The following is a 21,938-nucleotide window of genomic DNA, read 5'->3' as shown; positions in this document are numbered from 1 at the left end:
GCCGCTCACGGCGATCCCGTCCGCCGCCCGCGCCCCCTCAGGCCGACGACTCCGCGCCTCACTTGATCGGCGCGTACAGCACCCCCAGCTTGTCCACCTCGGCCCCGGCCCGCCCGGTGAAGCCGACGATCTGCCACCCGGCCGGCGCGGTGAAGGTCCGGGTGTCCGAGGTCGCTGTCCCGGCGGAGAGGGAACGCCCCTTGTCCGTACCGAAGTCGGCGGAGAAGATCCGCGTGTGGCCGTCCTTCTGACCCTGTGTCAGCTTGACGGAGGTGAGGTGTTCGCCCGCCGTGAGCGTGAGGGACGTCGCCGTGCCGCCGGTGCCGCCGTGCGTGAGGGCGGTGCCGTCCGCGTGGGTCAGGGAGAGGGCGTCGAGGCGGGCGTCGCCGCGCAGGGTGAGCGTGCGGGGCGCGGGCGCGGCCGGCAGATCGTCCGCGTCGTTGAAGGCCGTGCCGTGCGGACCGCCGAAGAAGTCGCTTGCCCGGACTGCCGAGTTGAGGGTGTACGTGAAGTCGACGGCGTGCGGGAAGTGGTCGGAGAGGTTGCCGCCGGCGGAGTCGAGGAATTTCGCCCAGTCGTTGTTGTAGCGGGTCGCCGAGAGGTCGATCAGCTTGCTGCCGCGGTACAGGACCTTGTCGACGACCTCGCAGGTGTTCGGCGGCGCGCTCGTCGGGCAGACCAGCGCGTCCGCGCCCTGCGTCGGCGCCGTCCCGCCCCTGACGAGCTGGACCCACGCGTCGGTGAGGCCGTTCACCGAGGTCAGCGTGCGGATGTTGTCCCCGCTGCGGGTGTAGCGCGTGTTCGTGTCGCCCATCACGATCACCGCGTTGCCCGCCGAGTTGGCCCGGATGAAGTCGGAGAGCTGCGTGATGTTGGCGCGCCGCGCGGCGAGCGCGTCCTCGGTGGAGTCCGCGTTGGTGTGGACGTTGTAGAGGTCCACGAAGGCGCCCTCCGCGAGCCGCACCCGGGCCAGCGAAAAGCCCTTCGGGGTCAGGCAGTTGGTGCCGGTGCAGCTGTTCCAGCGGACCCGCTCGAAGTCCTCGAACGGCAGGTCGGAGAGCGTGTTGAGCCCGTCCCCGAACGGCACGCCGCCGCTCGTCGGCGTGCGGTACGGGTGGTCGTCGCGCTCGTACAGCGCAGCGTGGTAGTTGAAGTCCTCCTGCACGTTGACGATGTCGTAGGCCCCCAACCGGGGCGAGATCAACGGGGTGTTGGTCGCCGGCTTGCTCGAACTCAGGGGCTCCGGCAGGCCCGCGACGTTGTACGTCAGGACGTTGAACGTCCCCGACGTCGCCGCCTGCGCGGGCGCCGCCGTGGCCACGGTCAGCCCGGCGAGGCCGAGGGCGGCCGCCGTGAGGGTGCCGATGATGCGTCTCATGGTGGGGGAGTCTCCGGTCGACGAAAAGAAAGGGAAAAGGGATGGGCGTCGAGGCGTAAAGAGAATTGAGCAATGCTCAGGTTGGAGGCGACCGGTGCCGCGCACAAGGGGCAAGAGCGAACCGCAGGGAAACTGTGAGCAACCGGTGGCCACGCCGCGCGCCGTTTCCGCTCTTTTCACCGCTCCCGCCGCTTTCTGTGACGGGGTATCGACTCACCTATCGCACACCGGCCACACCTCCCACAGCCGCTCGGGAGGTCGTTGCCGTGCCAGGTGCCGTCCGGCATCACCACGTACACCCGCTCGCGGTTGAGGAGGGCGAGGGCGGCGTCCCACACGGGGTGCTCGCCGAGTTGGACCGTACGGCCGGAGGAGGTGTTCACGCAGGTCATGGTGCACGCGCCCCGGCAGGCCCGCGCAACCGGACATTCCTGAGAGTTGACTCTCACAGTTTCTGAGAGAACACTCTCAGACCATGGACTCAGGAAATCGCCTCGGCGACCTCCAGATCACCGACCCCAAGGCGATGCGCGCCCTGGCCCACCCCGTCCGCCTCGCCGTCCTGGAACGGCTCCAGCGCCACGGCCCCGCCACCGCCTCGCAACTGTCGCCGCACGTCGGGGCGACGCCGTCCGTCACGAGCTGGCATCTGCGCCACCTCGCCGGGTTCGGGCTGGTGCGGGACGCGGAGGGCGGCACCGACGGCAGGGAGCGGCGGTGGGAGTCGGCCGCGCGCGGTTTCCGGCTCACGGTCCCGCCGGACGGCGAGGGCCGCTCGGCCGCACACCTGCTCGCCGGCGAGATCTACGCACGCGTCGCCGAACTCCCCCTGCGCTGGCTGGAGGAGACCGCGCCGGAACTGGAGCCGGAGTGGGTCGCACTGGCGGGCGGCCTGAACACACGGATCGCCGTCACGTCGGACGAACTGGCCGCCCTGCGCGACGCGTTCGAGGAACTGATCGCCCCGTACGTGCACCGCACGCCGGACGAGCGACCACAGGACGCCAGGCAGGTAAGGCTGTTGACCAACTTCCTGCCTGAACTTCCCGAATCCCCCGGACAGTGACCGGCCTCCTGGGGCGCAACCCCGACTTCCGTCGCCTCTGGACCGCCCAGACGACCTCCCGACTCGGCGAGCGAATATCCGAGTCGGCCATCCCCCTGACCGCCGCGACCACCCTCCACACCACCACCGCCCAGGTCGCCCTCGTCACCGGCGCGTCGTCCACCGTGTTCGCGCGCCTCGTCCCGCCGACGAAGGGGGGCCGGCACATCCGGGAGGTCATCCGGTGTGCGCTCGGGGAACCGGTGCTGTTCGCCGACCGGGAACGGGGCCTCGCGCCGGATGTCATCGGGACGGCGTTCGGGGTCGGCGCGCTCGTGGGCGCGTTCCTCGCACCGGCGCTGACGCGGCGGATCGGCGCGGGCCGGAGCGTCGTGATCGGCTCGGTTCTCTTCCCGCTGCCGTTGGCTCTGTGCGCGGCGGCCGGGGGCCCGCCGATGGTCGCGGCGGGCTGTCTCGCCGGCGCCCTTTTCCTCTCGTTCCTCGGTGTCATGCTGTTCGACGTGAACCTCAACTCCCTTCAGGTGGGGGCCGTTTCGGAGGGGATGCGGGCGAGGGTCACCGGGGCGTACATGACCGTCAACCACGGGGTCCGGCCCCTGGGCGCGCTGGCGGTGCTGTGGCTGCTGGTCTCACCGATACCGGGGATGCGCGAGCCGCAGGCGATCCCCACACCGCGAACGATGCAGGGAGCCGGCTGAATGAACCAGAAGCTCGGTCCGGACGCCGGCCAACCCCTGTGGAGACAGCGGGACTTCGCCACCTTCTGGATCGCCCAGACCCTCTCCGTCCTCGGCGACTCCTTCGCGCTCGTCGCCCTCCCGCTGCTCGTCCTCGAAGCCACCGGTTCGATCGCCGGCATGGGCCTGCTGACGGCGGCGGGCGGCGCGGCCCTGGTGCTCTCGGCGGTCTTCGCGGGCGCGATCGTCGACCGTGTCGACCGCCGCAAGCTCCTCATCGGCTGCGACCTCGCCCGCGCGGCGCTGTACGGCCTGATCCCCCTGGTGTGGCTCGCGGGACCCCAAGTCTGGCTGCTGTACGTCGTGTTGCCGCTGTGCGAGGCGATCGGCATGCTCTTCGCGGTCGGTTACGTCACCGCCGTCCGCGGCCTCGTCGGCACCACCCGCCTCACCGAGGCCAACGGCCGGCTCAACGCGACGGCGGCGGCAGCGGGCGTCCTCGGCCCGCTCGGCGCGGGCGCGCTCGCCGCGTGGACGGGGCCGGCCGCCGCCGTGGGCGTGGACGCGGCCAGCTTCGGCGTCTCCGCCGCGTGCCTCTTCGCCGTACGGCTGAAGGGAGTTGCCGGCCGTGGCGCCGAACGGCCCGGTATCTGGCGGGACTTGACGGCCGGGGTGGGGTTCCTCTGCCGCCATCCGGTGCTGCGGTCGCTCACCGTGCTGCTGTGCCTGTTCAGTTTCATGACCCTCGGCCTGACCGACTTGGTGATCTACCACCTCAAGCACGACCTCGGCCGTGACAACGGCACCGTCGGGGCGGTGATGGCGGTCGGCGCGCTGGGCACGGTGACCGGCTCCCTGCTGGTCGCCCGGCTGCGCCGCCGGCTCGGGTTCGGGCCGGTGTGGACGGCGTCCGTCGCGGTGGCCGGCCTCGCGGTGGCCGGTCTCGGGTTCGCCGGTGTCGCCCAAGTCGCCGTCCTCACCGCCCTGTTCCTCGCCTCCATCGCCATCGGCGGGACCTGCTCGGTGTCCCTGCGTCAGGAGGTGACGCCCGAACCCCTGCTGGGGCGGGTGACGTCCGCGTTCTGGACGCTCCAGTACTCGGCGGCGCCGATCGGGGCGGCCGTCCTCACCTGGCTCGCGGAACGGCACGGCACGGCGCCGGTCGCGGCGGTGGCCGGGGTCTGCTGCGTGCTGATCGCGGGGACGGCCCTGTTCACGCCGATCCGGCGCGCGGGCCGCGACCGTCGCGCCGTCCCGGCAGCCGCAGCGCCGGAACCACGGCCGGCGCGGACAGCGGCGCCGCCACCAGAAACACCGTCCGAAACCCCGAAGGGCTGACCCCCACGGACGCCGCCACCTGCTGATCGATCGTCAGAGCCGTACTGGCCGCGCCCATCCGGTCCTTGGGCAGTTCCCGGCTCGCGACGGTCATCGTCGGCATCATCACCATCCTGACCCCGACCCCCATCACCGCCAACGCCGCGGTCACCCGCCAGGCGGCCACCCCCTCGACGCCCATCTGCGTCCCGGTGGCCGCCATTCCGGCCGACGCCGGCACCGCGCCCGACACGATCATCGCGCGGGGCGACACTTTGTCCACGCTCCGCGCCCCAACTCCGCACCCCCTGCCAGTACATGGGCCCGAGCGGCGCCGAGCCGAAGTACCCGCAGGCGAACAGCGCGAGCGTCCCGATCCCGAGGGCGAACGTCCGGTCCCCCAACAGCCGCAGATCCAACAGGCGAGCCCGAACAGCAGCAGGGCCAACCCCGGCGGCGGCAACACCAGCCCCCGCACGTCCCGTTGGGGCACGGCGTCGGCGCGGGGCGCGTCGGGGACCAGCAGCCGCGCGGCGAGCCCCGACGCCAGGGCGCCCACGGGCAGGTTGACGAGGAAGATCCAGTGCCAGGACGGGCAGCCCGACCAGTGCCATCGTCCGCCCGAACCGCCCCCGGTCGGCCGGCGCGAGCACCATCGCCATGCCGACCGGCATCAACAGCCCGCCCCCGAGGACGGCCCGCACGACCAGCCGGCCCGCCTACGCGACGCCCGCCCGGAACCAACCCCTTACGCGTTCACCCCGCTGTAGTGCCGCAGACTCCACCTCCACAACACCCGGGTCCCGAGATACGCGAGCAACCCCAGCACGGGAGACACCGCCGCCACCCAGTACGGCACGACGGTCCCATGCCCGTGCCCCGTCAGCACGGCGGCCGGGAAGTACGCGACGAACGCCAGCGGAAGCCCGTACGTGAGGAACCCGCCCACCGCCTTGGGGAGGACGTTGAGGGGGTAGCTCCCGAACGTGCCGAGGAGTTCCTCCAGCCAGCGCCCCCAGTAGTCGGCGGCGGGAAAGCGCAGAGACGCGCAGGCGACGAGGGTGAACAGGGCCGCCTCAAGGAGCATCCCGCCGAGCACGGCGGCGATGAGGTAGCCGACCCGGGCGAGGTCCCAGTCGAGGTGGCTGCGGCTGAGCGCCCCGACCATCAGCCCGACGGCGACGGTGAGATCACCGATCGCGTTGGTAGGGAAGTACTCCAGCTGCACCTGCCGGTACACCGGCAACGGCCGCAGCAGGTACGCATCGATCTTCCCCTCCTGGATGAACCGCCCGATGCCGTGGACGCGTCCGAGGAAGAGGACGAAGAGCCCGTGGGCCAGCATGCGGATCGCGGGGATCATGAGGACGTCACGGCTGTCCCAGCCGCCCATGCCGGTGAACCGGGTGAGCAGGACGGTCGCGAAGACGATCACCGAGACCTGCCAGACCGCGCCGATGACGATCATGAGAAGGAACTCGGCGCGGTATTCGAGCTGCGCGCGGAAGTTGAGACGCGTGACGCGCCAGACGATCCGCGCCGCCTTGACCGCTGAGGACATGCGGATCAGCCTCCTTGCGCGATGACCCGGCGGGCGGCCCGCGCCCACAGGAACCGGGTGAACAGGGCCAGCAGGGCCACCCAGCCCGCCTGGACGGCGAGTTGGAAGCCGGCGTCGGACAGGGGGATGCGGCCGATGTAGAGGGAGAGCGGCACGCTCAGCGTCGCCTGGAACGGCAGAAAGGAGCTGAGGGTCACGAACCAGTCGGGGAAGAACCACAGCGGCGCGTACACCCCGGAGAGCAGGTTCTGCGCGAAGACCAGGATCAGCAGGGCCGCCCCGTTGCGCAGCGCCCAGAAGCACCACTGGTCGATGACCAGCATGATGTAGTAGAGGATCCACTGCCCGAGGACGAGGCTCAGCACGAACACCCCCGCCACGGCAGCCGACTTGGGCGGATCCACCACACCGGCCGCGAGACAGACCGCGTAGCCCGCCAACGCCCAGGCGAACCCGTACAGTTGCTCGCCCAGCGCCCGCAACGCGTAGTAGCGCCGGGGCGGCGTCGGCCGCATCCACCAGTACACGATCGTCCCGAAGTGCATGTGCTGCTGGACGGTGTCGCGCCCCGAGTACTGGTCCAGCTCCCGGATCCGCGAGCTGAGTACGGCGAGCACCGCGTACGTGATCGCCTGCCCCCGGTCGAGCCCGGCGGTCGTGCCGTTGTTCGAGTAGAGGCCGTGCCACAGCGAGGCGACGAGCACGATCTGCACGGTCAGCCGCAGCAGCGCCCCCGTCATCCGGGGCGGCGAGTACAGCTCGCCCAGCGGGGTGACCCGCGCGGCCCGCCACGCGAAGGAGCTCATCGCCCGTCCTCCGTGTGCACGTACGCGGCCCGCATGACGTCTTCGAGGTCGGCCTCGTCGAGCGCGATGTCCGTCACCTCGTACCGCTCGATGACCGCCTTCAGCGCCTGGTGCACGGTCGGCGCGTCCGGCCCGTCGGGCCCGAACACGACCTGCGGACCCTCACGCCCCACGACGGCTATCCCGCGCAACGCCGTCACCTCGGTGTGCGGATCCGCGAGGGTCGCCCGCACCTGCCAGGTCGAGCCGAACTTGCGCCGGATGTCCTCCAGCGGCCCGTCGAGGACCAGCCGCCCGTGGTTGATCAACACCACGCGCTCCGCGAGCCGTTCGACCTCCGTCATGTCGTGCGTCGTCAACAGGACGGTACGGCCCCGCTGTTCGACCTGGTGCCGCAGGAACTCCCGGACCTGTTCCTTGACGACGACGTCCATGCCGATCGTCGGCTCGTCGAGGAAGACGACCGCCGGATCGTGCAGCAGCGCCGCCGCGAGGTCGCAGCGCACCCGCTGGCCCAGCGAGAGGTGGCGCACCCGGGTGTCCCAGAACGACGACAGGTCGAGCAGGTCGTCGAACTCCGCGAGCCGCGCCGCGTGTTCGGCCTTGGGGACCTCGTAGATGTCCCGCAGGATCTGGAACGACTCGCGCACCGGCAGGTCCCACCACAGCTGGGTGCGCTGCCCGAACACCGCCCCGATGTTGCGGGCGTTGCGCTCCCGCTCCCGGTACGGCACGACGCCCGCGACCCGCGCCTCGCCCGCGGTGGGCGTGAGGATGCCGGTGAGCATCTTGATGGTGGTGGACTTGCCCGCGCCGTTCGGGCCCAGCAGGGCGAGGAGTTCACCCTCGGCGACGTCGAAGGTGATGTCCGAGACGGCGTGCTTGACGACCCGCTCGGGGTCGACCAGCGAACGCAGGGCGCCCGCGAAACCGGGCCGGCGGACGGTGGTGTGGAAGGTGCGGGACAGCCCGCGCACCTCGATGCTGCCGCTCACTCGATGAGCCTCCATACAACACGGGGACGGTTACACAGGGGGAGACGAGAAGGGCGGGGGAGGGGGGCTGGGCGCACGGCCGAGGCCGGCCCGGAGCGTGCCGGACCGGCCTCGAACGGGGATCAGCGAACCACGGGGATCACATCAGACGGCTTCCGAGAACACGAACGAGAACTCGGCGGGCGCTGCCTCCAGTACGTACTGCGGCAGCGGCCGGGGCCCGCACGCCTGCGTCCCCACGCCGTGCACCGCGTGGTCCAGATGGACCCACACCGTCTCACCGGCGACCAGGTCGGTGCGGTGACGGGCGGCGTCCAGCTCCTCGGTGGTCCAACGGCGTGCCGTGAACCAGAACTCCGGGTCGCCCTCGACCTGGAGCCCGCCCAGAGTAGCCCTGCGGACGTCGGCCCGCGAGCCGTTTTCCTGCGGGAACACGTACGGCGTCTGGAGTGCGTCGACGGTCGACCGCCACGCCCCGATCCGCGACGCCTCCCGCGTGTCCGGGTACGCCTCCAGCGGCCCGCCGCCGAACCAGCTGACGGCGTCCGTCGACCCCGGCAGCCCGAACCGCACGCCGAGCCTCGGCAGCGGCACCGTCCACCGGCCCTCCGGCGTCACCGACACCGTCAGCTTCAGCCGCGCCCCGTCCGACGTCCACCGGTACACGGTCGCGAGCCCCACCTCGGCGGCGGCCGGCGCGACCCGGGTCCGCACGGTCAACGCGTCCCCGTCCAGCTCGACGGCGTCGATGCGGTGCCGCATCCGGTGCAGGCCCAACTTGCGCCACAACTCGCTGTAGTTGATCCCGGAGAACCACTCGGTCCCGTTGTCGTTGTCGGTCGTCGCCCGCCACACGTCGAGCCGCAGCCCGCCCGTCACCGGCACGGAACCGATCGAAGTCAGCTCACCCGTACGGGAGTTGAACACACCCGGACCGAGCGTGATCGCGTCCGAGCCGACGACCGGCGCGACAGGCGCGCCCAGCGACGGCAACACCCGCGCCGCGACCGGGACTTGGCCCCACGCGACCTCATGGCCCTGAGCGCCCCACAGCGTGTCGGCGGCCAGCACCGCACGCACCGTCCACCCCGTCTCCGCCCCCGCCGGCGCGTCCGCGGGCACCGGCGGCAGCTTCACGTCCGCCGACTCGCCCGCCGCGAGCGCGGGCACCTCCAGCGGACCCGACGCGACCTCCTCGCCGTCCACCTGGAACGCCCAGGAGAACGCGAACGCCGAAAGGTCCGCGAAATCCTGCTTGTTGGTCACGGTCAGGGTGCCCGAAGCCCCCGTCAGACCCACCGGCTCGATGACCTTCTTGAACTCCAGGAGCCCGGGGGAGGGGGTGCGGTCGGGGAAGATCAGGCCGTCGCAGACGAAGTTGCCGTCGTGCAGTTCCTCGCCGAAGTCGCCGCCGTACGCGTACCCGAACTCCTCGTGGACGATGCCGTGGTCGATCCACTCCCAGATGAACCCGCCCTGGAGGCGGTCGTACTTCTCGAACAGCCGCTGGTAGTCGACGAGTCCACCCGGACCGTTGCCCATGGCGTGCGCGTACTCGCACTGGATGAACGGGAGTTCACGCCGCTTCCCGGCGCCCCCGTCGAGGTGCTTGCCGATCTCCTCGGTCTCCTCGTGGAAGGCGTACATCCGCGAGTACACGTCGGTGTCCCGGCAGGACCAGTCGCCCTCGTAGTGCACGAGCCGCGAGGAGTCACGGCCGTGGATCCACTCGGCCATCGCGGTCAGCCCGCGCCCGGTGCCCGCCTCGTTGCCCAGCGACCAGAACACGATCGACGGGTGGTTCTTGTCGCGCTCGACCATCCGCTCGGCCCGGTCGAGGAGCGCGGGGGTCCAGCGGTCGTCGTCGACGGGGTTGTCCCGCCACTTCTGCTCGACGAAGCCGTGCGTCTCCAGGTCGCACTCGTCGATCACCCACAGCCCGTACTCGTCGCACAGGTCCAGGAACGCCGGGTGCGGCGGGTAGTGGGAGGTGCGCACCGCGTTGATGTTGTGCCGCTTCATCAGCAGCACGTCCTCGCGCATCGTCTCCAGGTCCAGCGCGCGGCCCGTCTCGGGGTGCCACTCGTGCCGGTTGACGCCCTTGAACAGGATCGGCGTCCCGTTGACCTTGATCAGGCCGTCTTCGAGTACGACGGTCCGGAACCCGATCCGCAGCGGGACGCGCTCGCCGGCGGTGGCGAGGACGGCGTCGTACAGGCGCGGCGTCTCGGCGGTCCACGGCTCGACGGCGACGGACACCGGGGAACCGGTCTCGATGTCCAGGCCCAGCTCGGGGACCGTCACTCGGCCGGGGACGTCCGAGTCGACGCGCAGGGTGCCGGTGCCGGTGACATGGTCGTATGAAGCGATGACCTCAAAATCCTGGACGGCGCCCTCGGGCCGGTGCAGCAGCGTGACGTCACGGAAGATGCCCGGCAGCCACCACTGGTCCTGGTCCTCCAGGTAGGAGCCCGCCGACCACTGGTGGACGCGGACCGCGACAACGTTGCCGGACGCCTTGAGCAGGGGCCCGACCGCGAACTCGTGCGCGAGGCGCGAGCCCTTGAACTCGCCGAGTTCCGTGCCGTTGAGCCACACGCGGGCGCAGGACTCGACACCGTCGAAGCGCAGGACGACGTCCCCGCCGGTCGGCCAGTCGGCGGGCAGGTCGAAGACGCGCAGGTGGTCACCGGTCGGGTTCTCCGTCGGGACGTGCGGCGGGTCGACGGGGAACGGGTACTGGACGTTCGTGTAGATCGGGGCGCCGTGGCCCTGGAGCACCCAGTGCCCGGGGACCGAGACCTCCGCCCACCCCCCGGCGTCGTACCCGGGCGCCGCGAACGAGTCGTCCTCGGCGCCGGCCGTCGCCGACAGTCTGAACCGCCAGGGGCCGTTCAGCGACAGCGTGGCCGCGTCCGACGACGGGTACCAGGCGCGCGGCGCAAGCGCCCCGCGGCCCGGCGCGACGTCCTCGACATAGTCGACGTCCGTGGAGGTGGTGCGGAAAGACATCGGTCTCCTAGCTCAGCCCTTGATGCCCGTCTGTGCGATCCCCTGCACCAGCCAGCGCTGGAGGAAGAGGAAGACGAACACGAGAGGGAGGATCGACACGGCCGTGGCCATGAAGATCAGGTGGTAGTTCACGGTCTGGTTGGTCATGTACGAGGACAGCGCGACCTGCACCGTCCACGAACTGGGATCCTGCCCGATGACCAGGGGCCAGAGGAAGGAGTTCCAGCCGTTGATGAACGTGATGGTCGCCATGGCCGCGAAGAAGTTCAGCGAGTTCGGCACCACGACGCGCCAGTAGGCGCCCCAGTAACCGAGCCCGTCCACGCGCGCCGCCTCCTCCAGCTCCTTGGGGAATCCCAGGAAGTACTGCCGGAACAGGAAACAGGTGAAACCACTGAAGAGCCCCGGAACGATGAGACCTCGGTAAGAGTCCACCCAGCCGAGGGACGAGACGAGGACGAAACTGGGCACGAAGGTGACGGCCGTGGGAACCATCAGGGTCGCCAGGACGACGTAGAACACCTTGTTGGCGTGCTTGTACGGGATCCGCGCGAGGCCGTACCCGGCGAGCGAGCACACCAGCAGGATGCCGGTCGTCGACAGGACGGCGACGACCGTCGAGTTCCACAGCGAGCGCGCGAAGTCGACCGTCGGGTCGTCGAACAGCTCGCTGACGTTGCCCCACTGGATGCTGGTCGGGAACCACTTCCAGTTCTCGCCCGTTATCTCCTTGTCCGTCATGAGCGCGTTGCGCACGATCAGGTAGAAGGGGATGAGGAAGAGCAGGGCGGCCACGGAGGTCGCCAGGTAGAGGCCGGTGTTGCCGAGGACAGAGCCGCGTTTACGATCCTTCACTTCGACTCCTCCCCCCTTCCGAAGCCCATGATCTTGCCCTGGATCAGCGTGACGACGCAGATCAGCAGGGTCAGCACGACCGCGCCCGCGCTGCCGACGCCGTAGTTCTGGTTCTCACCCAGCGCCATCTTGTAGAGCTCCACCAGCGGCGGCTGGCCCCACGTCGCCTTGGACAGCAGGTTGAAGAACTCGTCGAACGCCTGGTAGGCGGCGATCAGCAGGAGCAGGATGACGGCGGTCGAGGTGGCCCGCAGCTGGGGCAGCGTGATGTGGCGGAACGTCTGCCAGCCCGGCTTGGCGCCGTCGATGGCCGCGGCCTCGTACAGCTCCTTCGGGATGTTCTGCAGCGCCGCGATGAACAGGATCATGTAGAACCCGGACTGCAGCCACAGCCGGACGGTGACGATGACCAGCCAGTACCACGGCGGGTCGGGGCTCGCGAGCCACGCGATGTTGTCGACGCCGAACCAGCCGATGACCGTGTTGGCGAGGCCGAAGCGGACGCCGTTGAACAGGGACATCTTCCAGATCAGCGAGGCGGCGACGTAGCTCACCGCGGTCGGCAGGAAGAACGCCGAGCGGAAGAACGCCCGCATGATCGTGATCCGGTTCACCAGCAGCGCGAGCCCCAGCGAGACCGCCCAGGTGAGCGGCACGATGAACGCGGCGAAGACGGTGAAGGTGACCAGCGAGTTGCGGAAGTCGACGTCGGTGAGGATCGACTTGTAGTTCTCGAAGCCGACGAATTCGCTCGGGGTGACCGTGAAGCGTGCCTCGAAGAAGCTGAGCCAGATGCTCCAGCCGATCGGCACGAAGACGAAGATCACCAGGCCGATGAGGAAGGGCCCGGTGAAGAGCCAGAAGTTCGCGGTGGGGCTCGCCGAGAACCTCCGCCTCGGCCGGCCCTTGGGGGCCGGTGCCGGGGCGGAGGAGGCGGCCTTCCGCGTCGTGGTGGTCGACATGTCGGGTTCTCCGCCGGACTATCCGAAGAGCTTCTTCAGCTCGGCGTCGACCTTTTTCTCGGCGGCGGCGAGCTGCGCCTTCGGGTCGTCGTCCTTACGGATGGAGTTGGCGATCACGTCGTTGATCGAGGAGATCATGGCCTGCGTCCAGCCGATGTTGTCGAAGTGCCCGAACTGGTTGAAGAGCTTGACGCCCTCGGCCGGCAGGCCCGTCTTGAGTTTCGTGGCGCTCTCGGCGAGCGAGGTGCGCGGTGGGATGTGGAAGCCGTAGGAGGTCGCGAAGTCCTCCTGGTACTGCTTCTGGTCGATCCACAGCCACTTCACGTACTCCTTGGCCGCCTCGACGTTCTTGCCCTTGGCGTTCACGAACATCGACCAGCCGCCGTTGATCACCGACTGCTTGCCGGCCGCGCCGATCTTCGGGAACGGGAAGATGCCGATGTCGTCGCCGAGCGCCTGCTGCATCGCGGGCATCGCCCACATGCCGCACCACTGGATCGCGGTCAGGCCCTGCGTGAACGCCGACGGGTCCCACCAGTCGGTCGGGGCGCCCAGCAGCAGGTTGCCGCTGGTGAACAGCCCGCGCATCTGCTTCAGGCCGGCCGCGACGGCGTCCGTGTTGAACGCGGGCTTGTTGTCCGGGGTCAGGGTGTCGGCGCCGGCCGACCAGATCAGCGGGGACTGCACCGGGGTGATGTCGTTGCCCAGGTAGGCGCCCTTGACCTTGCTGGTGGTGAGGGCCTTCGTGGCCTCTATCAGCTCCTCCAGCGTCGTCGGGACCTGGACCTTCGCCTTCTCGAACATGGAGGGGCGGTAGAAGAAGAACTGCGGGTCGTCGATCATGCGGACGCCGTAGATCTTGCCGTCGACCGTGTGCGAGGTGATGTCGGCCTGGTTGAAGTCGCTCTTTACCGGCGAGATGATGTCGGTCAGGTCGGCCACCTGACCGCTCTTGACGAGCTGGATCTGCGGGTGGAACTCGAAGACGTCGGGCGCGTTGTCGGTGAGCAGCGCCGCGAACAGCTTCTGCTCGAAGTTGGAGCCGGTGATCCACTGCGTGGAGACGTTCGCCCCCTTGTACGCCTTCGCGTACTTCTTCACGGCCGCCTCGACGCCGTTCTCGCCGTAGGCGTGGAAGTACTGGACGAGGTTCGCGCCCGAACCGGAACCGCCGCCGCGGCCGTTGTTGCCGCCGCACGCGGCCAGCCCGCCGGCGGCGGCCAGACCCATCGCGGCCCGCAGGACGGATCGACGATTCCAGTTGCTCATGCTCGATGCCGACATGCTTGACGTCCTTGTCTTGAGTGCGGCTGCGACACAACGGCTTTTGGCTCGGTGGCTCGAAAGGCGCTGCGGAGCGGGACGTTAACCTTCGGCTAAGGCTTCGGCAAGGGGTTGAACAAAGTCTGTTCGAAGCGTTGTGACTGTTCGGTATCACGAACAGCCTGGCGAGATGGGGGAGTTGAGGACGGCTCTCCACTCGTTACGTAGGCGGTGCGGTGCGGCTCCTCGCCCTGGTGGCGCGCTTGCCCGTGGTCTGCCCGACCGACTGCAACGCGCCCTCCAGGGCCAGCGTCGCCGTGCCCATGCAGACCGAGTCGGTGAGGATCGGCGACAGGACGATCCGGGTCGCGGCCATCGGCCGCTTCAGCGCGTGCCGGGCCACGGCCGCGCGGACCTCGCGCAGCAACGGCGTCCCGAGCCGGATCGCCACCCAGCTCCCCAGCACGACGACCTCGGGGTTCAGCACGTTCACCAAGTCCGCGATCGCCGCACCGAGATACCGCGCCAGATCCCGGACGACCTTGACGGCGTCGGGGTCCCCCGCCGCGAGCCCCGCCGCGAGCGCGTCGATCGTCGCCGACTGGTCACCGGGGTGCAGCAGCGGGCTGCGCGGGCTCAACTCCCTGATGTTCTGCATGATTCCGGGCGCCCCGACGTACGTCTCGACGCACCCGTGGTTGCCGCAGTGACACAGCCGCCCGTCGAGCACCAGCGTGGAGTGCCCCCACTCCCCGGCGCTCGAACTGACCCCCCGGTGCACCGCCCCGCCCAGGATCAGACCCGCGCCCACCCCGGTCCCGAGAATCAGCACGACCGCGTCCCCGTACCCGCGCGCCGCCCCGAACCACAGCTCGGCGACCGCGCAGGCGCGCAGCGGGTTGTCCAAGTACAGGGGGTACGGGATGTGTTCGGCGAGCAGGTCGAGCAACGGCACGTCCTGCCAGTCCCAGTTGGGCGCGTACTCGGAGACCCCGGTGGCCCGGTCCACCTGCCCCGGCATGCTCACCCCGACGCCCAGCACCCGCGCCGACTCCACCCCGGCCTGCGCGACGACCGAGCGGGTGGTCGTCGCGACATGGGCGACGACCTCCTCGGGGGTGCTCTGCCCCGGCCGCATCCGCTCCTCCGCCCGCGCCAGGACGTTCAGCCCCAGGTCGTACAGCTCGGCGTAGACGTACGTCTCCGCGATGTCGACGCCGATCAGCGCGCCGCCCGAGGCGTTCACCGCGACGAGGCCGCGCGGCCGGCCGCCCGCCGAGTCCTCGAAACCGACCTCGGTGATCATGCGCAGGTCCAGCAGCTCCCCGACGAGGGTCGCGACGGTGGCGAGGCTGAGGCCGGTCGCGGCGGCCAGCTCCTGCCGCGAGGTGGGTGAGCTGGCGATGATCTGGCGCAGCACCTCGTAACGGTTCGCGGTGCGGATGTCGCGTGATGTGCGCTTCACCGGAGTTGCCCCCATCCCTTCCACCCGCGCCGAAGCAGCGTCGCTCCGGCGCCGCGCCAGGCTATGGGGGCGTCCCGCCATTCGACAAGGGTTCGGAAAGGGGCTTTATAAAGTCGCCCGATCCGGCGCCGGACTCACTCTCCGAGCACGTCACGGACGAAAGCGTTCGTGAACTTCCCGGCCGGGTCCAGCTCCTGAGCGAGCGCCCGGAACTCCGCCAGCCTCGGGTAGCGCTCGCGCAGCGTCGCGGGGGCCGTGGTGAAGACCTTCCCCCAGTGCGGGCGCGCCCCGAAACCGTCGAGAACGCTCTCGACCGCGCGGACGGCGGGCAACACCGCGTCCGTGTCGTCGATCCAGGTGAAGTGGACGGCCACCGAGTCCCTGCCGTACGCCGGGCTCAGCCACTGCCGGTCGGCGGCGACCGTGCGGACCTCGCAGATCTGGAGCACCGGGGAGACGGCCTCGCGGATGTCCCCGAGCGCGGTCAGCGCGGCTAGGGCGTGTTCGCGGGGGAGCAGGTACTCCGACTGGAGTTCGTCGCCGCTGCTCGGGGTGAACTCCGCCTTGAAGTGCGGCAGTCGCTCGTGCCAGGGGCCGGGGACGCCGAACTGTTCCGTGCAGTTCTCCGCCGGCATCCCCGGCACCGGGTGCAACTTGGCCGTGGCCGGCGCCGCCCACGGGAAACCCGCGTACGGCTGGTCCGTGCGGCGCTTCACCCACACCTGCCTGAAGCCCGGCGCACGCCAGTCCGTGAACAGGCTCACGCTGTACGCGGCGCCCGCCACGGCCTCGAAGTCCAGCCCCTCCAACGGCAGTTCGGTGAACGTGTACTGCTCGACGCCGTATCCCGGCGCCAGGTCCAGTGTCAGCGCGACGACGATCCCGAGCGCGCCGAGCGAGGTGACCGCGCCGGGGAAACGGGCGTCCTCACGCCCGATCCGCACCAACGAGCCGTCAGCGGTCAGGAGTTCCACCTCCCGCACAGCCTCGGCGAGCGGCCCGTTCCCCACCCCCGAACCGTGCGTGCCCGTCGCGACCGAGCCGGCCACCGAAATATGCGGCAGCGACGCCATGTTGGGCAGCGCCAGCCCCGACTCGTGCACCCTGCGCGCGAGTTCGGCATACCGCACACCACCCCCGACCCGAACGGTCCGGCGCTCCCCATCGACCTCGATCACCTGAGGCAGCGCCTCCAGCGAGAGGAGAACCCCCTCCTCACCGGGCTCCGCGATCCGGTTGAACGAGTGTCCGCTCCCCAGCACCCGGACACGGTCGTTCCGCGCGACCGCCTTCCGCAGCGCCTCCTCCCCGTCCGGCCGCAGCACCTCTCTCGCCACGAACCTGATGTTCCCCGCCCAGTTGGTCACACTCGCGGTCATACGGCCGTCCTTCCGGCTTCCGAGGGGATGCGGGTGAAACCTACCTCGTGGGGGCGGACGCCGGTGCCGGCGGATGAGCTTTCGCCGGCGGCGCGCGCCTGCTGAGCAGGGAGGGACGACTTGCCTGCGCTTCACAGCGCCGTCACGCCCCTTCGCGATCCGGCGTCTCCGAGAGCTTGGTGTGTGCCGTGACGCCGGCCGTCCAAGCGGGGGCGACCGCCGGGTTCCTCCTGGCGGACACCTTCACCGCGTTCGTCGTCGCCGTCTCCCTCGCGGGCGGCGCGGCGCGGGCGCCGTTGATCCGGGCGTTCGGTGGGGTGCGGCCGCGGGAGTTTCGGGCGTATCAACTGCTCGTCGTGGCCAATGTGTTGGCGCTTGTCGGGCCAGCCGCCGTCGTGCTTGTGCGGCTGCCGGCGCCGGCACGTGTGCCGGTTCCGGTGGGCGGGCCTCGGCGGGGCGCTCTGCGGGATCGGCGGTACCTGTTCGTCACCGTGCTCGACGGGGTGATGGCCGTCCAGTTCAAGGTGCTCACCGTCGCGCTGCCGCTGTGGCTGGTCGGGGCGTCCATGGTGACCGGGACGGTCATCGTCGTCCTTTTCCAGGTGCGCGCGAGCCGGGGAATCGCCTACCGGCGCGCCGGGCCGTGTTTCTCGTGTCCTGCGTGATCATTTCGGCGGCCCAGGGAGTTCCCGGGTGGGCCGCGGGACTCTTGATCATCACCGGCGTCGTCGTCCACACCGTCGGCGAACTCCTCCATTTCGCCGCCGGTTTCGAACTCTCCTTCGCCCTCGCGGAAGCGGTGGGGCCGGGGCTGGTGATCGCCCTGTGCGTTTCCTGGGGGCGTGCGGGCTGGATCGTCCTCGGCGGAATCCTCGCCGCCACCGGAATGCTGGCGCCGTGGGTTGTGGGGGAGAGGGAAAAGGGGGCGGGGAAATTCGCGTGGCGGGGTGCGGAACGCCGTGGGGAAAACAGCGGGGCGGTACAGGGAACGCGGAATTCAGGCGCGGGATGAACGGATACGTGGCCCATGAATTAGCTCACACACGCGCCTGTGCGGCGAAGCTCGCCCCGGCTGCTTTCGCCCGAGGTAAAGGCCCCGCCCGCCCCCTCACCCCCTCGCCGCAAAGGCTCCGCCGGCCATTTCTCCCGCCCCGGCCCCGGACCCGTCCTCACCCCGACACCACCCCAACCCCACCCCGCCCCCACACCCCCCGCCTCGGGGGCATACCGTGAGGAGTCGTACGTGTGTGAGTGGGAGGAGTGACGGGATGGGCAGCCGTACCGCGCTGGTCGAGGATCTGATGGAGCGGTTTCCTGGGGTGCCTCGGGAGGCCGTTTTCAAGGAGGACCTGTTGCGCGGGGGAGTGGCCTTCGACCCCTCCGCACTGAGTGACAACGAGGGCGGGGAGGTGAAGCCGAAGTCGTACTTCATCTTCTCGTTCGACCACGGCACCCTGCCCGAACTGGGCGAGGCCGCGCTGAGGAGGCCCCCGGAGGAGATCATCCTGACCGGCGGCCCGTACGACCTGCGGCGGACGGTCGTCTCCGTACGGGTCAACCCGGCGTCCCCGTACCGGGTCGCGGCGGACGAGGAGGGCATGCTCGGGCTCTACCTGGACGGGAAGCGGATCGCGGACGTCGGTGTCCCGCCGATGCCGGAGTACTACCGGCACAAGCTGTCCAACGGGAAGTCCGTGATGGAGGTGGCGCCCACCATCCAGTGGGGTTACCTGATCTACCTGACCGTCTTCCGGGTGTGCCAGTACTTCGGCGCCAAGGAGGAGTGCCAGTACTGCGACATCAACCACAACTGGCGCCAGCACAAGGCGGCCGGCCGCCCCTACACGGGCGTCAAGGACGTCGAGGAGGTCCTGGAGGCGCTGGAGATCATCGACCGGTACGACACGGCGAAGGCGTCCACCGCCTACACGCTGACCGGCGGCGCGATCACCAAGACGGTCTCCGGCCGGGACGAGGCCGACTTCTACGGCCACTACGCGAAGGCCATCGAGGAACGCTTCCCCGGCCGCTGGATCGGCAAGGTCGTGGCCCAGGCGCTGCCGAAGGACGACGTCCAGCGCTTCAAGGACTACGGCGTGCAGATCTACCACCCCAACTACGAGGTGTGGGACGAGTACCTGTTCAAGATGTACTGCCCCGGCAAGGAGAGGTACGTCGGCCGCGACGAGTGGCACCGCCGCATCCTGGACTCCGCGGAGGTCTTCGGCGCCCGCAACGTGATCCCGAACTTCGTCGCCGGCGTGGAGATGGCGGAGCCGTTCGGCTTCAAGACGGTCGACGAGGCGATCGACTCCACCACCGAGGGCCTGCGCTTCTTCATGTCGAACGGCATCACCCCGAGGTTCACGACCTGGTGCCCGGAGCCGACGACCCCGCTCGGCAAGGCCAACCCCGCGGGCGCTCCGCTGGAGTACCACATCCGCCTGCTCCAGGCGTACCGGCAGACGATGGAGGACTTCGGCCTCTCCTCGCCCCCCGGCTACGGCCCGCCCGGCCCCGGCCGCGCCGTCTTCTCGGTCAGCTCCTTCATGGACAGCCTGCCCGCGAAAGATGAAGCTGCTGTGTAACGGACAGGACACGGGTTGAGCGCGAGCGCGGCCGGCCCCGTATGAAGGACCGACGTCGGGCCTCTCGTACGGGCCGGCCGCGTTTCACGTCAGGGCGCTTTGCCGGTCTTCGGCGCATAGCGGCAACGCACGGTGACGCTTTTGAATACCGCGCTTGTCAGTTGTGTCGATGACGTGAAAAGCTTCGGCCCTGCCGCGAGGTTCCCCCCAACTCCATTGCCGCTATGGTGAGTTGACCTCGCATTCGAATGCAGGAGACCCATGCCCGACCTGCCGACCCCGAAGGACGCCGCGGAAGCCGCGCTGTTCTCCGAGTGCTGGGACGCCGTCCTTTCGTACGCCGACCTGTGCACGGCCGGCTCGACCGCCGCCCACCAGCTGGCCCGCCAGGCGTTCGCCCTCGGCATCCGCGAGGCCCGCGCCGCCGAGGACGGCACCCGCAGCATGGGCCGCCGCTCCGCGCGGCTGCCCCGCATACCCCTGCTGCTGACGGCCGTCCGCACCACCGCCGCCGGCTGGGAGGCCGGCGGCCACGGGCACCGCCTCGACCCCGATCTGCGCCTGTGGCTCAACTCGGAGAAGGCCGCCCGCTACACCGGCCCGCCCCTGCGCCGCCCGATCGCCCTGCGCGGCCTGCGCGACATGCAGGAGCCGGACGCCGCGCTGCTGTGGCTCGCCGAGGTGGAGGCGCTGCCGCTGCGCGCCGTCGCCCGCCGCCTCGGCCTCGACCCGCAGGACGCCGCCGAGCAGCTGAACGAGGTGCGCGGACTCTTCCGGGACCGCTGCCACCGCAACCACCTCGACACGCCGCTCGACGCGGAGTGCCGCTCCTACGTCCGCCTCCTGGACGCCGTCACCCGCTCGACCACCGCCGACGCGCCCGAAGACCTCTCCCGCCACCTCGCGACCTGCGTCGAGTGCGCCGAGGCCGCCGCGTGTCTGCGGCTGCATGGCGGCGGGCTGCCGGCCGCGCTCGCCGGGGGCGTCATCGGCTGGGGCGGGCTCGCCTACCTGGAGCGCCGCCGGCGCGCCGCCGAGGTGCGGCTCGGCGCCGGACGGCCCGACCTGGCCGACCCGGAGAGCGAGGCGGCCAAGGCCGCGGCGGCGAAGGCGAAGGCACTGCGCGGCGGGCTGCTCGTGGCCGCCGTGCTGGTGTCGGTCCTCGCGCTCGGCGTGTCGCTGATGCCGTTCGGCGGCGAGACGCGCGACGAGACCGCCTCGCGGGGGACGCCGACCGACTCCATGCCGGTCGTCGGCGGCGGGCCCTCCTTCGAGTCGCCGACGCCGAAGTCGGACAGCCCCACCCCGACGGACGGCGCCACCCGCACCGACCCGGAGCCGCAGGGCACCTCGTCGTCGGCGGCGAGCGAGTCCCCGAGCGCGCCCGGGGGCGCCACGGGCGGTTCCTCCGGTGGCACCGGCACCGGCAAGCCGCTGTGCGCGGTCACCTACGACCTCGTCAACCAGTGGCCGGACGGCTTCCAGGCCACCGTCACCGTCACGACCGTCGAACAGCTCACCGACTGGCACGTCTCCTGGTCGTTCAAGGACGGCCAGCACGTCGACCAGATGTGGGACGCGTCCGTCGCGCAGATGGGCTCCCGGGTCATCGCCACCGCCGCCGACTACAACAAGTCGGTCGCGGCGGACGGCACCCTCTCCTTCGGCTTCCTCGCCTCCTGGGAGGGCAAGAACACGGCGCCCTACGGCTTCACGCTGAACGGACACCCGTGCGACTAGGGTGAGTTGACATGCGCCCCGGGCCTTCCGAGGTCCGGGGCGTTTCGCGCGTGGCGGGGGCGCCAGAGGCGGTGGGGGATGCCAGGGGCAAGTTCAGTTACCCATCGGTATGTGTGACGATACGTTCCGTAGAACTTGATGACTCAAGTACCCCTGCGGATGAAGGAACAGGACATGACCACCCCTGTCCCCGCACGCCTCCTCGTCGTCGACGCCGAGGACAGCGTCCGGGGCCTGCTCACCATGGCGCTGGAGTTCGCCGGCTTCCGGGTGAGCGCCGCCGCGACCGGCCGCCAGGCCCTCGAACTCATCGCCCGCGTCCCACCCGACCTCGTCCTGCTCGACGTCCGCCTCCCCGACGTCGACGGCTTCCAGGTCTGCCGCATCCTGCGCGCCAGGGGCGTCACCGTCCCCGTCCTCTTCCTCGCCGGCCGCGGCGGCGTCGACGACCTCGTGCGTGGACTCGACCTCGGCGGCGACGACTTCGTCACCAAACCCTTCGAGCTGCGCGAAGTCGCCGCACGCGTACGGGCGTTGCTGCGCCGCAGCGGGATCCGCGACGCCGCCGCCGGGCCGGGCCGGCTCAGTGCCGGGGAGGTCGAGATGGACGTCGACGCGCACCAGGTCCGCGTCTCCGGACGGCCGTTGGAGCTGACCAGCACCGAATTCGCCCTCCTGCGCTGCCTGTTGGAGAACCCCGGCCGCGTCCTGACCCGCGAACAGCTGCAGGAGCGCGTGTGGCACCGGCGGTTCGAGGGATCCGGGAGCGTGGAGACGTACGTCTACTACCTGCGGCGCAAGCTCGGCGACCCGGGACACACCCTGATCAGGACGGTACGGGGGGTGGGCTACCGGCTCTGCGTGGACTGAACGC

At 70.3% G+C, this 21,938-nt stretch carries 20 protein-coding genes; 9 read left to right on the top strand and 11 right to left on the bottom strand.

Going from position 1 to position 21,938, the window contains the following annotated elements:
- Window positions 1-58: 58 nt before the first annotated feature.
- Both IAG44_RS08340 and IAG44_RS08335 read right to left on the bottom strand, forming a co-directional pair.
- Window positions 59-1,378, bottom strand: a complete 1,320-nt coding sequence (locus tag IAG44_RS08340; protein ID WP_187746487.1) for a jacalin-like lectin — start codon at window positions 1,376-1,378, stop codon at window positions 59-61.
- Window positions 1,379-1,554: 176 nt separating this feature from the next.
- A complete protein-coding gene (locus IAG44_RS08335; RefSeq protein ID WP_187746486.1) occupies window positions 1,555-1,761 on the bottom strand; it encodes a hypothetical protein in 207 nt (68 codons plus the stop codon).
- Window positions 1,762-1,853: 92 nt separating this feature from the next.
- On the opposite strand from IAG44_RS08335, the gene IAG44_RS08330 reads away from it, so the two are divergent.
- From IAG44_RS08330 to IAG44_RS08315, 4 genes are all read left to right on the top strand, one after another.
- Window positions 1,854-2,444, top strand: coding sequence for a helix-turn-helix domain-containing protein (locus IAG44_RS08330; protein ID WP_187746485.1), 591 nt, complete (start codon window positions 1,854-1,856; stop codon window positions 2,442-2,444).
- Window positions 2,441-3,142 carry an MFS transporter gene (locus IAG44_RS08325; protein WP_246561577.1) on the top strand — a complete coding sequence of 234 codons (702 nt, stop codon included), beginning with the start codon at window positions 2,441-2,443 and terminating at the stop codon, window positions 3,140-3,142. Before IAG44_RS08330 ends, IAG44_RS08325 begins: the two co-directional genes overlap by 4 nt.
- On the top strand, window positions 3,143-4,459 hold the full coding sequence (locus IAG44_RS08320) for an MFS transporter (RefSeq protein WP_187746484.1): 1,317 nt from the start codon (window positions 3,143-3,145) through the stop codon (window positions 4,457-4,459).
- Between the two features lie 65 nt (window positions 4,460-4,524).
- Complete coding sequence (locus tag IAG44_RS08315) at window positions 4,525-5,208, top strand: hypothetical protein (protein WP_187746483.1); 684 nt, start codon at window positions 4,525-4,527, stop codon at window positions 5,206-5,208.
- Here IAG44_RS08315 and IAG44_RS08310 read toward each other — a convergent pair.
- The 9 genes from IAG44_RS08310 to IAG44_RS08270 all read right to left on the bottom strand — a co-directional run bounded on the left by IAG44_RS08310 (window position 5,187) and on the right by IAG44_RS08270 (window position 16,736).
- Entirely contained in the window at window positions 5,187-5,999 is an 813-nt protein-coding gene (locus IAG44_RS08310; RefSeq protein ID WP_187746482.1) for an ABC transporter permease, read from the bottom strand. The two genes, IAG44_RS08315 and IAG44_RS08310, sit on opposite strands and share 22 nt — an antisense overlap.
- A gap of 5 nt (window positions 6,000-6,004) precedes the next feature.
- Entirely contained in the window at window positions 6,005-6,805 is an 801-nt protein-coding gene (locus IAG44_RS08305) for an ABC transporter permease (RefSeq protein ID WP_187746481.1), read from the bottom strand.
- On the bottom strand, window positions 6,802-7,800 hold the full coding sequence (locus IAG44_RS08300; RefSeq protein WP_187746480.1) for an ABC transporter ATP-binding protein: 999 nt from the start codon (window positions 7,798-7,800) through the stop codon (window positions 6,802-6,804). The genes IAG44_RS08305 and IAG44_RS08300 overlap by 4 nt, the downstream gene beginning before the upstream one ends.
- Window positions 7,801-7,944: 144 nt before the next feature.
- On the bottom strand, window positions 7,945-10,812 hold the full coding sequence (locus IAG44_RS08295) for a glycoside hydrolase family 2 TIM barrel-domain containing protein (RefSeq protein ID WP_187746479.1): 2,868 nt from the start codon (window positions 10,810-10,812) through the stop codon (window positions 7,945-7,947).
- 12 nt (window positions 10,813-10,824) lie between these two features.
- A complete protein-coding gene (locus IAG44_RS08290) occupies window positions 10,825-11,667 on the bottom strand; it encodes a carbohydrate ABC transporter permease (RefSeq protein WP_187746478.1) in 843 nt (280 codons plus the stop codon).
- A complete protein-coding gene (locus tag IAG44_RS08285) occupies window positions 11,664-12,629 on the bottom strand; it encodes a carbohydrate ABC transporter permease (protein ID WP_187746477.1) in 966 nt (321 codons plus the stop codon). Before IAG44_RS08285 ends, IAG44_RS08290 begins: the two co-directional genes overlap by 4 nt.
- Window positions 12,630-12,647: 18 nt before the next feature.
- A complete protein-coding gene (locus IAG44_RS08280) occupies window positions 12,648-13,913 on the bottom strand; it encodes an ABC transporter substrate-binding protein (RefSeq protein WP_187746476.1) in 1,266 nt (421 codons plus the stop codon).
- A gap of 199 nt (window positions 13,914-14,112) precedes the next feature.
- Window positions 14,113-15,357 carry an ROK family protein gene (locus tag IAG44_RS08275; RefSeq protein ID WP_246561576.1) on the bottom strand — a complete coding sequence of 415 codons (1,245 nt, stop codon included), beginning with the start codon at window positions 15,355-15,357 and terminating at the stop codon, window positions 14,113-14,115.
- 134 nt (window positions 15,358-15,491) lie between these two features.
- The gene (locus IAG44_RS08270) at window positions 15,492-16,736 is read right to left on the bottom strand and encodes an FAD-binding protein (RefSeq protein WP_187746474.1); all 1,245 of its coding nucleotides are present in this window, start codon (window positions 16,734-16,736) and stop codon (window positions 15,492-15,494) included.
- 188 nt (window positions 16,737-16,924) lie between these two features.
- Here IAG44_RS08270 and IAG44_RS08265 point away from each other — a divergent pair, with 188 nt between their 5' ends.
- From IAG44_RS08265 to IAG44_RS08245, 5 genes are all read left to right on the top strand, one after another.
- Window positions 16,925-17,401: a hypothetical protein gene (locus tag IAG44_RS08265; RefSeq protein ID WP_187746473.1), complete on the top strand. Its 477-nt coding sequence runs from the start codon at window positions 16,925-16,927 to the stop codon at window positions 17,399-17,401.
- Window positions 17,398-17,748 (top strand): hypothetical protein, encoded by a 351-nt coding sequence (locus IAG44_RS08260; protein ID WP_187746472.1) that lies wholly within the window; start codon window positions 17,398-17,400, stop codon window positions 17,746-17,748. Before IAG44_RS08265 ends, IAG44_RS08260 begins: the two co-directional genes overlap by 4 nt.
- A gap of 256 nt (window positions 17,749-18,004) precedes the next feature.
- On the top strand, window positions 18,005-19,324 hold the full coding sequence (locus IAG44_RS08255; RefSeq protein WP_187746471.1) for a radical SAM protein: 1,320 nt from the start codon (window positions 18,005-18,007) through the stop codon (window positions 19,322-19,324).
- Between the two features lie 261 nt (window positions 19,325-19,585).
- The gene (locus tag IAG44_RS08250) at window positions 19,586-21,064 is read left to right on the top strand and encodes a cellulose-binding domain-containing protein (RefSeq protein WP_187746470.1); all 1,479 of its coding nucleotides are present in this window, start codon (window positions 19,586-19,588) and stop codon (window positions 21,062-21,064) included.
- Window positions 21,065-21,238: 174 nt separating this feature from the next.
- Window positions 21,239-21,934, top strand: coding sequence for a response regulator transcription factor (locus IAG44_RS08245; RefSeq protein ID WP_187746469.1), 696 nt, complete (start codon window positions 21,239-21,241; stop codon window positions 21,932-21,934).
- Window positions 21,935-21,938: the final 4 nt, after the last annotated feature.

It is taken from the genome of Streptomyces roseirectus (genome assembly GCF_014489635.1).
Classification (GTDB): Bacteria; Actinomycetota; Actinomycetes; order Streptomycetales; family Streptomycetaceae; genus Streptomyces; species Streptomyces roseirectus.
The sequence above is the reverse complement of the archived record's forward strand: the minus strand, read 5'-3'. Positions and strand labels throughout refer to the sequence as shown.

What these genes read in the sequence shown, in the direction of transcription:
- IAG44_RS08295 (WP_187746479.1), bottom strand. Translation starts at nt 10,812, where the DNA reads ATGTCTTTCCGCACCACCTCCACGGACGTCGACTATGTCGAGGACGTC.
- IAG44_RS08320 (WP_187746484.1), top strand. Translation starts at nt 3,143, where the DNA reads ATGAACCAGAAGCTCGGTCCGGACGCCGGCCAACCCCTGTGGAGACAG.
- IAG44_RS08245 (WP_187746469.1), top strand. Translation starts at nt 21,239, where the DNA reads ATGACCACCCCTGTCCCCGCACGCCTCCTCGTCGTCGACGCCGAGGAC.
- IAG44_RS08310 (WP_187746482.1), bottom strand. Translation starts at nt 5,999, where the DNA reads ATGTCCTCAGCGGTCAAGGCGGCGCGGATCGTCTGGCGCGTCACGCGT.
- IAG44_RS08305 (WP_187746481.1), bottom strand. Translation starts at nt 6,805, where the DNA reads ATGAGCTCCTTCGCGTGGCGGGCCGCGCGGGTCACCCCGCTGGGCGAG.
- IAG44_RS08285 (WP_187746477.1), bottom strand. Translation starts at nt 12,629, where the DNA reads ATGTCGACCACCACGACGCGGAAGGCCGCCTCCTCCGCCCCGGCACCG.
- IAG44_RS08270 (WP_187746474.1), bottom strand. Translation starts at nt 16,736, where the DNA reads ATGACCGCGAGTGTGACCAACTGGGCGGGGAACATCAGGTTCGTGGCG.
- IAG44_RS08330 (WP_187746485.1), top strand. Translation starts at nt 1,854, where the DNA reads ATGGACTCAGGAAATCGCCTCGGCGACCTCCAGATCACCGACCCCAAG.
- IAG44_RS08280 (WP_187746476.1), bottom strand. Translation starts at nt 13,913, where the DNA reads ATGTCGGCATCGAGCATGAGCAACTGGAATCGTCGATCCGTCCTGCGG.
- IAG44_RS08250 (WP_187746470.1), top strand. Translation starts at nt 19,586, where the DNA reads ATGCCCGACCTGCCGACCCCGAAGGACGCCGCGGAAGCCGCGCTGTTC.
- IAG44_RS08340 (WP_187746487.1), bottom strand. Translation starts at nt 1,378, where the DNA reads ATGAGACGCATCATCGGCACCCTCACGGCGGCCGCCCTCGGCCTCGCC.
- IAG44_RS08255 (WP_187746471.1), top strand. Translation starts at nt 18,005, where the DNA reads ATGGGCAGCCGTACCGCGCTGGTCGAGGATCTGATGGAGCGGTTTCCT.